Here is a 15,506-nt window from a genome sequence, read left to right as displayed (position 1 = left end):
TACCCAAAAAGGCTAAAACCAATATCAGTAAAGACATTTAGGTTTAATCAGCAAGTCCTAATTATTCAACCGGATATGATATCAAGGGTTTAAATCCCTCACAGCAACTCCATTCAGTGGCTCCTTTTCAGGAGGGGTCTCAATCTCCTTGTGAGAAGTTCCTTCTGTCTTCTTCAATACTTACGAAGTACAAGGTATTTGCGTCATTGCGACTGACAGAAAAGCTATCTCAAACCCTAGTTTTTCGTACCTTATGGGTAAGTTCTATGTATATTCCCAATTACTTAATAAAATTCTCTTCTCCCATAGCTTTATACACTTCGCGAATTATGTTATAATCACTGTCGTTAGCGGGAACGAAGGTAGCACCTTTGAACTTAGAAGCAAAACGTGGCACAGAGAAAATAGCTTGCAACAGTTGGGCTTGATTTTCCAGCATCCGCTCGCGAATTTCTGCTATTAAGGCTGGTTCGAGTTTGCTACTACCAATAAATACATCATTGGGAAGCGCCTCACTCTTGGCAATTAGGGGATAATCGCTTTGGGATAAACTCTCTTTTTCCAGGGAACTTTGGTATCTGTGCCAAACTTTTCCCCAGGCATCAACCTCTCCATTTTTTAATGCTTTTAGCTGATATTCTTTTGAGTTAAAAATTATGAGATCGGATTGTGGGTCTAATCCAGCATCTATCAGCATTTTAATTGGTCCTATATAATTTCCTGTGCTACCTATCTCACCTAGCTCAATTTTTTTGCCTTTTAAGTCTGCTAGTGAATCGATTTCGCTATCTGCACGAATAGCAATAATAGAACGGTAATTAGGGCGGGTTAGAGCAACAATGGGTACAGCATTTGTTCTTGCTTTAACGATTACATATTCTGATGGACCTGCTAAAACTAAATCTACTGAGCCTAGCTGTAGGGAAGCTGCTGCCTCCACAAAGTTATCAACGGGAAAAAATTCAATTTGTGTTTCTAACACCTCTGTCAAAGCATTTCTCAAGGCTCCATACTCACTCTGCAACTCTGCCATACCTTCAGCATCGCTCACTGCAAATAACAGTTTATCTTTTTTCTTAAGAAGAGAATTATTAGAGTTGCTACGCTGATTGTTTGTCACTGTAGTACAACCAGCAATAAAGAAGAGAATATACTTAATAAAATAGCGTCTAAACATAGTTTTTTTTATTTGTTTATTAAAATTATATCAGGACTTACGCAAAAGAAGCTATCACTATCAGCTCCGCATTAGGGACTAAAACACTTTTTGAAAGAAAGAGGATGTATTTCGGTTTTTCCCTACTCTCACGATCATTAATCTTATTGTTCGATCGCAGATCCATAAATTTGCCAGAGCTGAATAATATTATCTTGTGAAACACTTACAAGTTTTTTATTATCTGGGCTAAAAACAATTGCACCATCACCTTTGATACTTCTCAACAATTTTCCAGTACCAAGATCCCACAGATTAATATTACCATCCTCACTACTACTAGCCAGTATTTTTCCATCTGGACTAATTGCGATCGCCTTAATTGCCTGAGAATGTTTTTCTAGAGTATAACGTACTTTCCAGGTTTCCACATCCCAGACTAAAATTTTACTTTCTCCCTTCATAGCATGAGCAATAGTTTGCCCATCTTCACTGAAAGCGATCGCTTCTATGCCAGCATTATTATTTGTATTGGGTATAGCAAGATTTTTCAATAGTTGCCCTTGCTCTGCATTCCAAAGTCGAATAAATCTCGGCCCTCCACTAGCTGCCATGCGCAGGCCACCAGCACCAAAAGCAATAGGTTGAGAGCCATTCATCCTGTGTAGTAGTCGCCCTGTATAAATATTCCAAGATTTCATTCCGCGATCGGCGCTGCATCCTATGACTGCCCTACCATCAGCAGTGAAACCAACAGCAGTCACTACGCCAGAATGCAAAAAACTGACGAGCATTTCTCCTGTGGGAATATCCCACAATTTCACTGTGCCATCTCCACTTCCACTTGCTAGAGTTTTTCCATCTGGACTAATTGCTACTGAGCGCACATTAGCTTGATGACTGGATAAAGTATCTAGCAATTCGCCTGTTTGCAAGTTCCACAGTTGGATATCTTGACCACGACTACTAGCTAATATTTCTCCATCAAAACTAATACTTACAGGGAAAGCAGAATCTGGTTGTTGATTAGATAGAGAGCGAACTAACCTTGGTGCAAGAATTAGATCATTACTAATATCTGGCTGCGTTTCTGTATTTTCTGTTTCTCTAGTTGTTTGGGGTGAAGTTTCGGGTTTTTGTGTTTCAGCGTTATCTTCTGTTTCTGTTGTTTCTGGTGGAAGTGTGATGGGTGTTTCTGTATTTTCTATAGTTGCTTGAGGTGCAGTTTCTTCTGTTTCATTAGTTGCAAAGGTAACGGTTTCTTGACTTTCTGTAGCAGAATTCTCAGGTACAACTACATTTCCGCTAATTTGTCGGTCGCTATCATAACCTTTATCTGTTAAAAATTGGCGCAAATTATTAAAATATACTTCGCGATCGCTTTTTTGATAAACCTTTTCTATTAATTTCCAACCATCTTCTTTTTGATCTAACAAATATTTATTTGCTAGATAAGCTGCCAAAACTCCTTTGACATTTTGATTTTTACTAGAACGCTGATAAAATTCTAGCCAAAGTTCTGAAGCGCTAGTATTTATTTCTACTGGATATTGCTTGGTAACATCTAACATTTCTCCTTGACGATACTGCCAAATACGAATGGGAAATCTTTCATCATTTCTATTAGAAAATATGTTGGCAAATCTACTATCAACACTTTTGAATTCTGGAATATTATCTTTATCTAAATCTGTGAGTCTATAATTTACATTTCCCCAGAAATGACGCAACATAGAATATTTATTTCGTGTTGGTTCGTAGAGATAAATGAATGAATATGTACCACTATCAAATACAACATCACTATTATTTATAGTCATTAAATCTACTAATACTTCTGATTCTCCATTTCCATCTAAGTCTAGTAATTGTACTTTGACGAATTTACCTGCTAATACTTCTATTTCAGTATCAGATTCTGAGTCATTTACTAAAGATTTAACTGGTATTGGTTCATTTAAAATAATTTCTCCATCTCTGATAATTTTCAGATTTAAGTTACTTACTAAATCTGTATTATTTGCTTGTTCGTAAATAATTTCTGCTTGTAAATTACCGTTACCAAATCTTTCTACGATTCCTGGTGGTTCTGTATCTTCTGTAGCAGGTGGTGCAGTAGTTTCTGAGTTATTATTTGCCGTAGTTCCTATATCTTCAGGAGTATTTTCTGGTGCAGTGGCGGTAGTTGTTGAGCGAGTATTTATCTCAATTTTGGCAATGTATTCTGAGGGGACTTGAGAAACTAAACCATCATTATTTGTTTCAGTATTTGCAATAGATTGACAGAGAAAAGTAGCCACCTCTGAGCGAGTAGCATCTCGATTAGGATTTAGTTTCCTAACATTTGGATAATTTACAACAATACCTTGTGCTGTTGCTGCGGCAATAGATTTTTTTGCCTCTTCAGGAATTGCTTCTGCATCTTCAAAAATTGCGTTTAAATTTCGTTCTACAGATGCGCTTGTTCGATAATTTAATCCTTCACTTAAAGCTGTTAATACTTGCCATCTTGTAATCTTGAGAGTAGGGTTAAAAGTTTTGCCAATATATCCGGATAGAAAACCCATTTCATAAGATTTTTGAATTGCATTATAAGCCCAATAATTTTGAGGCACATCTACAAATTTAACCGGATCGCGTACTAATTTTGAATTTGGAAAAGCCCTAGTAATCATTGCAGCAAATTCTGCTCTAGTTACGGGTGCATTAGGGCGAAATGTTTGATTTTCATAGTCACCAGATATAATTTTTCGGTCTAATAAATCTTCAATACAAGCTTGAGAAAAATGATTCTGTATATCTTTTAAGGTTGTTTGAGCAAGTGCTGGCTTTATAATTTTATGGTCAAATAATTTGGGATTGATTATGGTAGTTAATGCTACTACTAAAGCAACGACTGGATACCATTTATAAATTTTTATCATTAATTTTCCTCCACCACTTTTGAGTTATAAAAAAATGAGACTTTTGCAGTAACTTTTTTATTATTTCTTAATTTCAAAGGTTGCTTTTACCTTTCCAAAAATTAATAGCTGAAGTCCGCAGTTCCGACCTTATGAGGCTAGCTAATAGCTGACGGCCGTTTACGCAGCATTCTGCAGAAAATACTTACACTTATTCTAGCCAGTTTATTTTATCTTTGACCAAAGAAAATTATATTTAGTTCCATTGTTATTAGACATCTCTAGAAAAGAGGGAGTAGTAGGGAGAAATAATTGATGATTGATGTGGAATAATTGAGTTTATTTTTTATTATTGCAGATATCTATTAGACATTTGTCAATCAAACAGTAGGTGCTCTTGAAAATGTTTAGAGTGGGATTACGATAAAAGGCTTATTTCAACAATTAATAATTAACAATTACCCAATAATTAGTAATTAATAATTAATAATTAAATAATTCGCGCCTTGAAGCCTTCCCTTTTAAGGGGATAAAAAGCGGTCTATCTTCGCAGCGCACCCGTTGGGTGGGATGGCGATCTTCGGATCTGCTCTGCAAGAGCCGGTCTCCTCGCCATATCCAATCGACCAAGAGAAGAAATAATATTTCCTTATGTTCAATTCCGTAGCGGTTTTAACCTTCTTGTAATTATCAATTATCCATTATCAATTATCCATTAATGAACTTTCCTTAAAATTATTGGTTACTTAATTATATCTGTTTTATAGCAGTCGAAACAAAGGGTGCGGACATTTATAAAGTATCAAACAAGTGTCAGGGATTTCTTTTAACTTTTGACTTTTGCCTTGCGCGGAGCGCTATATTTGTCTACTACATTTTGTCTATAGTAATAAATTCGTAATTTTTTTCTAGTAAAATCGGAATTATTTCAGCAACTATTTTTGCCACATCTTGACCGCCATAATATCCATCATGCAAAACAATAATAGAACCATTAGAGGTTTGCTGAACTACTCGGTTAACTACTACTGAAATTCCTGGTCTAACCCAATCTTCAGGTACTACACTCCACATAACATTTCGATATCCCCATTCTTGTAATAACTTTAAAGTTTGAGGTAGAAATACACCATTAGGAGGACGAACATCACAAACTAATTTTTCTTCTAATCCACAAGCATTATAAATAGAAAGCTGTGTTTTTTTTAAACTAGATTTAAGTTGAATAGGAGTTAGTTTAGGAAATGATATATGTTCGTAGCCATGTAAACCAATCCAATGACCTTTTTCATATACAGCTTTAGCTATTTCTGGGTAACTATCTATACATATACCTAACCAAAAAAAGTTAGCTTTAATCTGATACTTATCTAGAATTTCTAATAATTGAAGTGTATTTTCTGGATGTGGTCCATCATCAAAAGTAAGAGTAATTTCTGATTTCTGTGTATTTCCTTGCCATAAACAATTAGGAAAAGCTGATTTTAATATTGGATGTAAAATAGGAAATAAAGGTGCTAGTGCCATAATGAAGTCAGAAGTTAGAAGTTAAAAGTCAGAAGTTAACCCACCCCTCGCCCCTCCCAGGAGGGGAAGTAGTGGATTTGAGCAACTCTCCAAAAACATTTCGTCTTAAAAGATGGGGTTGCGTAACCCAATTATTTTGATCAACCCACATTCCGCACTTCACAATGTAACACAAAGAGATACATGAATCATCATCAGAAAAAGTCATCAACCCCGGTAAACTATATCTTGTATCTTTGGCTAAGTCTTGAAGAGAATAAAATCTTTGTTAAGAAATATCGAATTTCTTAGTTCCCATAATACAATATAGTTTGTAGGATTTTTATAAAAAAGTAAATAGCCATGGCTAATACAAGATTTCAAGTTGTAACTCTTATTTCTGGAGAGACTAGAACAGTTGATTTTGGAAGTACTGTACTCAGTGCCTCCGTTGCAGTTCAAGGTTATAAAGTTTCATATGGTAATACTGACGGTAAAGTACAGACTCTTGATGTACAAGCCAGCATGCAAAGTATAAGCGGAAATAGTGTTAGTGTTTCCGCTACCTGTACCATGGAAAACGACGGCGATAAGCATGCCGATGGAGAGGTAACTGTATTGGTTATTGCCGAGTGCGATTCAGAATAAAACATGGCTGACAATTTCTCATCTGCAATTATCAATGTTTCATAGCCAAGTAGTAAAATGTTGATTTATTTAGGGCTAGTAACTGTTGGCTATGAATGGATAATTACTGATAGCCTTAATCAAAGAGTATTCAATGTTGAAAATCAGGAATCAAATCTCAAGGTACTCCCTGGTGGAAATGTCTTTGAGTCCTTCCAATATGATTTCAGTCAGATTCTCTACTACCAACAGTTTGAACGTTGGGAGTTAGTCAAGGATGATGGAACAAGCTACTTTTATGGTGGTAACGCAGAGAGCCAAAACCCAATCCAGTGGAAAGTAAGATGGGGTAATTGGTCAGGGGAATCTGCTTTATCTCATAACTCTAATGACACATTACTGCAATCCCGTTATCCCATTGCCTGGAATTTGGTCTCTGTTGAAGACATCTGGGGTGATACCATCTAAGATAACTCCTTTGACTACCTCTACAAATACGATAAACAGGGTCAAATGGAAGTTGCCCAACACAGCACTCCCTCTACAAAGGTGTTCCAAATACTTGCGTCCAATAATGGTTGAAATTAACGTTACCAGTGTCGTTTTCTAATAAATAGTAACCAACACCAATTTCCTGCAAATTTGGATCGAGAATGTTGGCGCTATGTCCGGGACTATTCATCCATCCTTCTACTACTTCCTCCGGTGTCAACTGCCCTGCCGCAATATTTTCTGCCCAAGCTGAAAAATCATAACCTGTAGCTTCAATGCGATCGCCTGCCGACGAACCATCTAACCCTGTATGCTCAACAAAATCTTGTAGTGCCATATTTTCTGTGTGAGTTTGCGCTGCCTGACCTAATAATGGATCTATACTCAGGGGAGATAAACCCAACTGGGTACGCTCTTGGTTGGTTAGTTCAACAACTCTATTAACGAAATTTTGATTATCTGTTTCAGTATTTGAACCCTCTTCAAATAAGAAATTGGCGCTGCTGAGACTCCCTGCAGATACATTATTTACTTGCGCTATAGTTTCTCCAGTGAGGCGATCAATAATCACAGTGTTTTGCTGACTACTCTGTAAACTAATGTTGTCAAAACTTAAACCATCAGGTAGTTGAATGATATCGATACCATTTTCAAAGTCAGCTATTTCATCCACACCTGCACCATTTTCTAATACAAAGACATCGCTACCTGCTCCACCATTGAGAGTATCTTGCCCCAAACCACCACTGAGAGTATCATTATCCCGATCGCCAAATAAAACATCATTACCTTCGTCGCCAAAGAGGCGGTCGTTATTTTTGCCTCCAAATAAACTATCCCCACCATTGCCCCCTCTTACAACATCAGATTCACGATCGCCACGGACTAAGTCGTTACCATTGCCTCCTTCTACTGTGTCATCGTCTTTACCCCCCATTAAAGTATCGTTACCTCCTCCACCAACAAGGTTATCTTCACCCCGGTTTCCCATGATAACTTCTGAGTCTGAAGACCCCGTAACTGTATCATTGCCACTAAGAGCAGCTAAACCGTCGGGAAAATTAGTAAGTTCCCCAGAGGAAAGAGCGATCGCTTCTGCATTATCGGTGGCGAGTAAGTTATTGCCATTAGGCGTGAGTTCAGTTTCCATTTGTTACCTATTTTATTAGTTTTTTTTTACTTAGACAGGGCTTACGCAGAACCGTCATATCTGGTAGAGGCGAATGGCATTGCCCCTTACAGATAGCGTATTGTCAATAATTTGCGTAAGTCCTGTTAGAATTAAATTCTGGTCAAAGCTGATTTAATTTAACAATTAGTAATTGTCACAAATTCAAATTAAATTTATACATCTGTAAAAACACATATATTAGATATCTGGAAGATAAAGAGTCACAAGACAGTAGTAAAAATTACCGAGAAATTGTGGTCTAAAGTCTCCCCTTTTAAGGGGATAAAAAACAGAATTCCGTATTTTCTTGCCTCCTTATTGCAAAGGTACTGATAACTGATAACTGATAACTGATAACTGATAACTGATAACTGATAACTGATAACTGAAATTCCCCCTTCATCTCCCATTTTTTAGATAGATAAATCACAAAGCCAAAACTACAATTAACAGTACAGACATTCCGGAAAACATTCTTGCTTTGGTCAAAGTAGACCAAAGTGAGTAAAAGACCATCAAAAAGTCGTGGTGTTGCATAGTAATGGTAGAGAGTGTGTGAGGAGTTTGAGGAGCTACCCCTACTACTCCTGGGAGGGGAATGTGAGAAGCTTGGGAAGAAATTTAAAAATATATATTTTCACCATTACGTGGGTAGGACAACCTAAAAAGTTAACAAAACTTTGCAACCTAACAGTGGAACCTCTAACCCACAAGCTTGTAAAATCCAGGTGAACTATTAGAGAGGAATAGAGTAAAATGAAAAAATATGTATGTAATGCCTGTGGATATATATATGACCCAGAAGAAGGAGATGAAGATTCAGGAATAGCAGCAGGAACACCCTTTGAAGAAATCCCCGATGATTGGAGTTGCCCAGTTTGCGGAGTAGACAAAGATGATTTTGAACCAGTTGAAGAGTAACTATAGCGCTACGCGCAAGTCATAATTAATCTCTGACTTAGTTTTCCTTTAGTAATGTTCTAAGTTATGCTTCGACTGTTATAATATACATAAAATGTTTTTCCCACCTCTTAAAATTGTAGTTGTAGGTGGGGGAGCGGCAGGTTTTTTTGGAGCGATCGCCTGTAGCACCCCCCACACTAATGTCACTATCTTAGAAGCAGGCCGACAAACTCTGGCTAAAGTTCGTATATCTGGTGGTGGTCGTTGCAATGTTACTCACGCCTGCTTCGATCCAGGAATTTTTGTTCAAAATTACCCCAGGGGGAGTAAAGCGCTTCGGGGTGCATTTAGTCAATTTCAGGCCCGTGATACTGTAGAATGGTTTACAGCGAGAGGGGTACAGTTAAAAACAGAAGCAGATGGGCGGATGTTTCCCACTAGCGATGATTCTGCTACAATTGTTGAGTGTTTAACTAGGGTGGCATTAGACCAAGGGGTAAATATTCGCACGGGTGCAGCAGTGGTTTCTGTAACACGAAAGTCAACAGTGGGGGATAATAATTTATTTGAAATCACATTAAAATCGGGAGAGATTGTGGAATGCGATCGCCTGCTCTTAGCAACTGGCAGTAGTTCCGTTGGTCATCGTTGGGCAAAAGCATTGGGTCATCAGGTTATAGCACCTGTGCCTTCTCTATTTACTTTCAAGATTTCTGATTCGCGCTTCCAGGAGTTGGCAGGTATTTCGGTTGAGAATGTCTGTTTACAACTGCCGACAGCTAAATTAAAACAAATCGGACCTGTACTCGTCACTCACTGGGGTTTAAGTGGCCCGGCAGTTTTGAAATTATCCGCCTGGGGTGCAAGATTTCTCCATGAAAATGACTATAAAGCTAATTTATTGATTAATTGGTTATCCGACCTTAACTCAGAGGATATACGAACACAGTTATTAGCACTCAAGACTCAGGAAAAGAAGGCGATCGTTAATAGTTGTCCGTTTTCTATACCACGTCGTTTGTGGGAAAGTTTAATTATAACTGCGGATATTGACCCGCAAAAACGTTGGGCGGAGTTATCAAAGAAAGCTATTAACAAGTTGATTTTAGAATTAACTCAAGGTAAATATCAAGTTCAGGGTAAAGGGGTTTTTAAGGAAGAATTTGTTACTTGTGGTGGGGTGAGTTTGAAAGAAATTAATTTTAAAACTATGGAAAGTCGTTGTTGTCAGGGGTTATATTTTGCTGGTGAAATATTAGATATTGATGGAGTTACAGGAGGTTTTAATTTTCAAAGTGCATGGACAACTGGATGGTTAGCAGGTCAAGGGATGAAGGTTAGGAATTAGGGGAGTAGGGGAGTGGGGGAGTAAGGGAGTGGGGGAGTGAGGGAGTAAGGGAGTGAGGGAGTAAGGGAGTAGGGGAGTGGGGGAGTAAGGGAGTGGGGGGAGTGGGGGAAGAAATGAACAGTCTTCTCCTGACTCCTGACTCCTGATTCTTTGCTAAATCAAAATCAACCCACTTTGAACTTCCAATTCCGTAACACCAATAAAAATAGCTATTAAATCCCCATCCACAAAGACTCCAGTACCTCCTTGAGTCTCTATCGAAGAAGGACTCAACACAACTCCATCACCACCAAACGTAATAACTACATCACCTTCAAGATTATCAAAATCAGTAATTACTCCATAATCACTACTACCTGCACTACTGTAAAAAGCAACATCACTATTACCAAAAACAAATGTATCAGCACCTGCACTACCCGTCAAAAAATCAATCTCATTTTCTCCAGACTGACGACCTGCACCAATAATCAAATCATCACCAATGCCACCAACAATAGTATCATTACTCAAATCTCCACTTAGGGTATCATTTCCACCACCACCATCAAGAAAATCATTATCTTTACCGCCAAATATTACATCTTCAGATTCTCCCCCACTCAACTCATCATTACCCAACTCTCCTAAAATGAAATCAAAATCAAAACCACCATCAACTATATCGTTACCCTTGCCTCCACGAATAGTATCATTACCTGAGTTTCCCTCCAGACGGTCATTATCTCGATTACCCAAAATACTATCGTTACCATCATTGCCAAAAATACTATCATTACCTTCATTTCCAGAAAGACTATCATTCCCTATTCCACCATCAAGGCGATCGCTATCTTCATTCCCATCAATACTATCGTTACCGTCATTGCCAAAAATACTATCACTACCCAAATTGCCGACCAGACTATCATCACCGCCACCCCCATCTATTTCATCACTACCTTCATTACCCAAGATAGTATCATTGCCCTCACCACCACCTAAAAGATCGTTATCGATGTTGCCCAGAATACTATCATCTCCTATTTCACCATTAATGGTATCAGCTCCTTCATTGCCAAAAATAGTGTCATTGCCTATCCCCGCAAAAATACTATCACTCCCAGGACTACCAAACAAACTATCATCACCTGCTTGCCCATCAATTGTATCATTACCACCTAGTCCAAAAACGGTGTCATTGTTAGGAGTGCCTTGAATAAACTGAGGAGTATTATTACCAATAATGGAACCTGGTGGAAATTGACCGTCTGGTATAAAAGGAGGTGGAGTAGGAATATTTACACCATCAATAATACTGGTACTATTAACATCTATTCTGCCATTTTCTAGAGTTACAGTTCCAGAAATTGCGATGGGTTGATTTGGCTGTAAATTTAAAGCTATGGCATTAAATTCATCTAATAAGTTAACAAAGTATATTTGACCATTAGAATTCAAAATAAATTGGCTATCGTCCACTACAAAACCAACAGTTCCAAATATAGTTTGTTGTCCGAAAATTGGTGGTGGAGGTCTGGTCGAATCATCATTAATCAGAATAGTATTAATTAGATTTAATCGATTATCTTCTACATTTACAAATCCTGTTACTGTGATTGATTGACCAATTTGTAAGCCTAAGATTGAAGTATTTAGTTCATCTATGAGGTCAACAAAGAAGTTTTGACCATTGTCCGCCGTCAAAATAAAAGTATCATTACCAGTAATAGAAAATATTGTGCCTGCGACTTCTGTTAATGTCAATTCTAACTGGGAGCTGGTAATAATAGTTGTCATAATTTATGATTTTAGTTGATATTTGCTGAAGAAGGAAGAAGGAAGAAGGAAGAAGTGGGTGCATCTCATATTTGCAAAAATACTTTATTTCCTATATATTCCCTATTCTCTATTGCCTGTTACCGAAGAATTAATAATTCAATAATTTAGGTAAAAATCCTCCCCTTTCAAGGAGAAAAAAGCGGTCGTTTGCTTTGCAACGCTGGCGCGAAAAGCGCAGCTTCCCGTAGGGTGGGATGGCGAAGTCTCCGTTCCCTCCGGGACGCTTCGCGAACGCCATATCCAATCGACCAAGAGAATAAATTTTTTCCTTTTATTCAATCCTCTTTCTTTTAGGGAGAGGTAATTATCAATTATCAATTATTGAACTGTTGCCTACTTCTGCAAAAAGTTTAGTCTTTTTCACCCGATGTCTATTAGACATCTCCAAAAACCAAAAAGAAAATCAATTCTCACACAAAAATTATCAATTCTTTCCCCTCCTGGGAGCAGGGCTGTTTCAAAGTCTCGTAAGTTAACGATTGAGAGAGAACAGGAGATGAGGGGATAGTGGAATAGTGAAATCTACCAAAATTTGCCGATTTTTCAGCCAATAAGCGTCGTTAAACTCTGAGAAAATATTTAGTTCAACGCCTCTTAAAAGCCTCCATCCCCGTGTCTCCGTGTCTGGTGCGTCCCCGTGTCTATTGAGAATGAAACAGCCCTCCCTCCTGGGAGGGGTTAGGGGTGAGTTCCCTACTGCCTACTGCCTACTGCCCACTGCCTTCGTTCATTCCGATTCGACTGAAAGGGGAAAAGTATCAGGTTTCACGAGAATTTTAGCAATCTTACGATTACGAATTACTTCTACAGCTAAATCCTCTCCAACTAAACTTTGTTCTACCTGTTGCTGAACTTCTACTGGACTTTTAACTGCCACTCCACCTACTTTCTGAATTACATCTCCTTGACGCAAACCAGCTTTAGATGCCGGAGAATCTTCTATAACTCTCATAATCACAACACCCTGGTCTTGCTCAATATTCGTTTCTAGTCGTTTATTAATTTCATCTTTCACTTCCGGCGTTAAATCGACCATTGAAATACCTAAAAATGGATGCTCTACTTTCCCATTATCAAATAACTCATCCGCAATTCTTTTTGCAGTTTCTATCGGAATAGCAAATCCTAATCCTTGGGCATCAGCTCTAATAGCTGTATTGATACCAATTACTTGACCGCGACTATTCAAAAGTGGCCCACCAGAGTTGCCAGGATTAATTGCGGCATCTGTTTGAATAAAACGGACTCGTTTGTCTGGAATACCTACTTGAGAACTACTACGGCCAATAGCACTGATAATTCCTACTGTCACAGTATTGTCTAAACCGAGAGGATTGCCAATAGCGATCGCCCATTGTCCCGGAATTAATTTTTCTGATTTGCCCATGGACACTTCTGGTAGACCTGTGGCCTCAATTTCTATTACAGCCACATCTGTGAGTGAGTCTACACCTTTAACCTGACCCTCAAAAACTCGACCATCTTTCAGAGTCACCTTCACTGTATCAGCTCCACTAACTACATGAGCATTTGTAATTAAGCGACCATTAGAATTAATGATTACCCCAGAACCAGTACCACGTTTAACACGCTCTTCTGGTATAGGCAAATTTTCCCCAAAGAAACGTTTAAATAAGGGATTTTGAAAAGCTTCTGGAACTTGAGTTGTTAACTTTTTAGCTGCATCTATACGGACTACTGCTGGACCTACTTTTTCTACTGCTTGAGCAATAAAGTTATAGTTAGTTGGTTCAAGTACAGCATTTTGGGAATTTGAATGTGACGGGTAATCTGTTGGTTGTTGTTTGACTACAGGTATTACATTAGAGTCTATGGTTAAACCTTTGGCTTGGATATAACGATGACCCAACCATCCTGTGCCACCACCAATAGATAATAGGGAAAAATATAAAGTCAATTGTTTGAAGGATAAAGTCATTTTCTTCCTGCGAAATAATTTTTTAGAATAGATATTTAAGAGGTAAGAGGAGTAGAATTGGCCTCTTTCAGATTAACAAAAGTAATTCGATTGTTGATGTAATTTAAGGACTTTTGAAGTACTCAACGCCAAAGTACTTTATTTTGTATAATTTTTGTCTAAGTCCCACTAAAAAGGTTTCTTGGGCTAAGAAAGCGCTTTGGACAAGTAGATATAATATTTCTCAGTAAGCGTGAGATACACTGCTGGAGATATCCCCCACTACCCCTCTTGACAAGCTATGCTTTATAAACATCTTTACTTAACATCAAGTTTGACAAAATAGATAAATTATGCATAAGCATCTCAAAGGCTTTTTTGGGAGAAAAGTGTATTGAAAAATACATGTTTCTGATAACTGCAGATAGAATTTTTCCTCCCTATCTTCTCTATCTTCCCCACAAGCTTTTCAGGAGTTCCTTATAAGGGATAGCTTAACAAGAGGGGAAACCGGAATTATCCTTAAAATAAGGGGGATTTAGAGAGATCGTTGATGTACTGAAAACCGCTATATTCAATTTCGAGTTGTAGTAGTATGCCACTTGAAAAGCTCAAAGAATATTTTGAATAGAAAGAACCTCCTAATTAATTTTTTTGCTGGTCGGGATTCAACAGTCACGCCAACTTACCTTATGCTCCAGGTCTTTTCCCGATATTTAATGATAAATAAAAATTTGTAATGCCCTACTATATTTATCAAATTATAAGTTACCTAATATTGAGTTAAGTCATCAGATTGTTGTCAAAACCAAATTTAAGACTTTTATCTTATTTATTGTTAACTGGTTTAAAATATATCAAAAGATATGAATCTATCCCAGTAATAAGATTTTTAGCAAAAATCTTACATCTTTTGAGAGTTAAAAACGAAAAATTAAGCTTTTTAAACAAATTTTACTTAAATATATAAGTCTGTTAAAAATAGTGGGATAGATTCATTAATTTTCAGTATTTTCTTCAAAGCATCACATTCATAAAGATTTTGTATTAATATGTCTTTCAGGTGGAAGTATTTTTCAATAATTGATAATTGATAATTACCTCTCTCTAAAAGGAAGAGGATTGAATAAAAGGAGAAAATTTATTTTTTTACCCTGGAAAGGGGAGGCTTTAAACCTGAATTATTGAATTATTGAATTATTGAATTATTCATTATTCGGTCATTTTATGTATGTAATTTTGATAATTCCACTAGTGTTAGGGTTATTTTTAGTTTTGTTGCACTTGGATGAAAGATAACAAAATCTAGATGGGAGTTTGAGATGCTTAACTATACTCAGACCTTAGCTTCTGGCATTAAAATTTAGCAATCTTAGTCTACTAATATCATTATACTTCTACATAATCAGGCATACATTTTCTGGGAAAAAGTAAAATAATAAATTGATTTTTGTTTTTTTGCAATAAACTATCGTATTGTTAACGAATAGAAATAAAATTATATCAAGTATAGAATCTAATCTCCAATGATACCAAATCCTGTTATACCAAGGGTGATAAATGTTTGTTACAAATGGTAGAAGTAAGAAAGAAGGAAGAGGGAAGAAGCGGTGCGACCCCGCGTCGGCGACAGACGCAAGCGGTCAGATCCCGCGTCGGCG

10 protein-coding genes are annotated in these 15,506 nt (G+C 37.4%); 4 read left to right on the top strand and 6 right to left on the bottom strand.

What is annotated here, in order from left to right:
- Positions 1-280: 280 nt before the first annotated feature.
- The 3 genes from AC3DU7_RS08285 to AC3DU7_RS08275 all read right to left on the bottom strand — a co-directional run bounded on the left by AC3DU7_RS08285 (position 281) and on the right by AC3DU7_RS08275 (position 5,586).
- Complete coding sequence (locus AC3DU7_RS08285) at positions 281-1,177, bottom strand: PhnD/SsuA/transferrin family substrate-binding protein (protein ID WP_488038878.1); 897 nt, start codon at positions 1,175-1,177, stop codon at positions 281-283.
- Between the two features lie 143 nt (positions 1,178-1,320).
- Positions 1,321-4,080, bottom strand: a complete 2,760-nt coding sequence (locus AC3DU7_RS08280) for an S-layer homology domain-containing protein (protein ID WP_488038877.1) — start codon at positions 4,078-4,080, stop codon at positions 1,321-1,323.
- 849 nt (positions 4,081-4,929) lie between these two features.
- The gene (locus AC3DU7_RS08275; protein WP_488038876.1) at positions 4,930-5,586 is read right to left on the bottom strand and encodes a polysaccharide deacetylase family protein; all 657 of its coding nucleotides are present in this window, start codon (positions 5,584-5,586) and stop codon (positions 4,930-4,932) included.
- Between the two features lie 342 nt (positions 5,587-5,928).
- On the opposite strand from AC3DU7_RS08275, the gene AC3DU7_RS08270 reads away from it, so the two are divergent.
- Both AC3DU7_RS08270 and AC3DU7_RS08265 read left to right on the top strand, forming a co-directional pair.
- On the top strand, positions 5,929-6,213 hold the full coding sequence (locus AC3DU7_RS08270) for a hypothetical protein (protein WP_488038875.1): 285 nt from the start codon (positions 5,929-5,931) through the stop codon (positions 6,211-6,213).
- Positions 6,214-6,270: 57 nt separating this feature from the next.
- Positions 6,271-6,660 (top strand): hypothetical protein, encoded by a 390-nt coding sequence (locus tag AC3DU7_RS08265; protein ID WP_488038874.1) that lies wholly within the window; start codon positions 6,271-6,273, stop codon positions 6,658-6,660.
- Between the two features lie 73 nt (positions 6,661-6,733).
- Here AC3DU7_RS08265 and AC3DU7_RS08260 read toward each other — a convergent pair whose 3' ends face one another.
- Entirely contained in the window at positions 6,734-7,834 is a 1,101-nt protein-coding gene (locus AC3DU7_RS08260; RefSeq protein WP_488038873.1) for a CAP domain-containing protein, read from the bottom strand.
- A 777-nt stretch (positions 7,835-8,611) separates the two neighbouring features.
- Between AC3DU7_RS08260 and rd the strand changes: the two genes are divergently transcribed.
- Entirely contained in the window at positions 8,612-8,776 is a 165-nt protein-coding gene (gene rd / locus AC3DU7_RS08255) for a rubredoxin (RefSeq protein ID WP_488038872.1), read from the top strand.
- A 94-nt stretch (positions 8,777-8,870) separates the two neighbouring features.
- Positions 8,871-10,106: a BaiN/RdsA family NAD(P)/FAD-dependent oxidoreductase gene (locus AC3DU7_RS08250; RefSeq protein ID WP_488038871.1), complete on the top strand. Its 1,236-nt coding sequence runs from the start codon at positions 8,871-8,873 to the stop codon at positions 10,104-10,106.
- 153 nt (positions 10,107-10,259) lie between these two features.
- On the opposite strand, the gene AC3DU7_RS08245 is transcribed toward AC3DU7_RS08250, so the two are convergent.
- Both AC3DU7_RS08245 and AC3DU7_RS08240 read right to left on the bottom strand, forming a co-directional pair.
- A complete protein-coding gene (locus tag AC3DU7_RS08245; protein ID WP_488038870.1) occupies positions 10,260-11,885 on the bottom strand; it encodes a hypothetical protein in 1,626 nt (541 codons plus the stop codon).
- Positions 11,886-12,654: 769 nt separating this feature from the next.
- A complete protein-coding gene (locus tag AC3DU7_RS08240; RefSeq protein WP_488038869.1) occupies positions 12,655-13,866 on the bottom strand; it encodes an HhoA/HhoB/HtrA family serine endopeptidase in 1,212 nt (403 codons plus the stop codon).
- Positions 13,867-15,506 lie beyond the last annotated feature (1,640 nt).

This window comes from Okeania sp. (assembly GCF_983059655.1).
This window is presented reverse-complemented; position numbering and strand designations above follow the sequence as displayed.

Excerpts from the sequence above, each read along its gene's own strand:
- AC3DU7_RS08285 (WP_488038878.1), bottom strand. The coding sequence starts at position 1,177 with ATGTTTAGACGCTATTTTATTAAGTATATTCTCTTCTTTATTGCTGGT.
- AC3DU7_RS08240 (WP_488038869.1), bottom strand. The coding sequence starts at position 13,866 with ATGACTTTATCCTTCAAACAATTGACTTTATATTTTTCCCTATTATCT.
- AC3DU7_RS08270 (WP_488038875.1), top strand. The coding sequence starts at position 5,929 with ATGGCTAATACAAGATTTCAAGTTGTAACTCTTATTTCTGGAGAGACT.
- AC3DU7_RS08265 (WP_488038874.1), top strand. The coding sequence starts at position 6,271 with ATGTTGATTTATTTAGGGCTAGTAACTGTTGGCTATGAATGGATAATT.
- AC3DU7_RS08280 (WP_488038877.1), bottom strand. The coding sequence starts at position 4,080 with ATGATAAAAATTTATAAATGGTATCCAGTCGTTGCTTTAGTAGTAGCA.
- AC3DU7_RS08245 (WP_488038870.1), bottom strand. The coding sequence starts at position 11,885 with ATGACAACTATTATTACCAGCTCCCAGTTAGAATTGACATTAACAGAA.
- AC3DU7_RS08250 (WP_488038871.1), top strand. The coding sequence starts at position 8,871 with ATGTTTTTCCCACCTCTTAAAATTGTAGTTGTAGGTGGGGGAGCGGCA.
- AC3DU7_RS08260 (WP_488038873.1), bottom strand. The coding sequence starts at position 7,834 with ATGGAAACTGAACTCACGCCTAATGGCAATAACTTACTCGCCACCGAT.
- AC3DU7_RS08275 (WP_488038876.1), bottom strand. The coding sequence starts at position 5,586 with ATGGCACTAGCACCTTTATTTCCTATTTTACATCCAATATTAAAATCA.
- rd (WP_488038872.1), top strand. The coding sequence starts at position 8,612 with ATGAAAAAATATGTATGTAATGCCTGTGGATATATATATGACCCAGAA.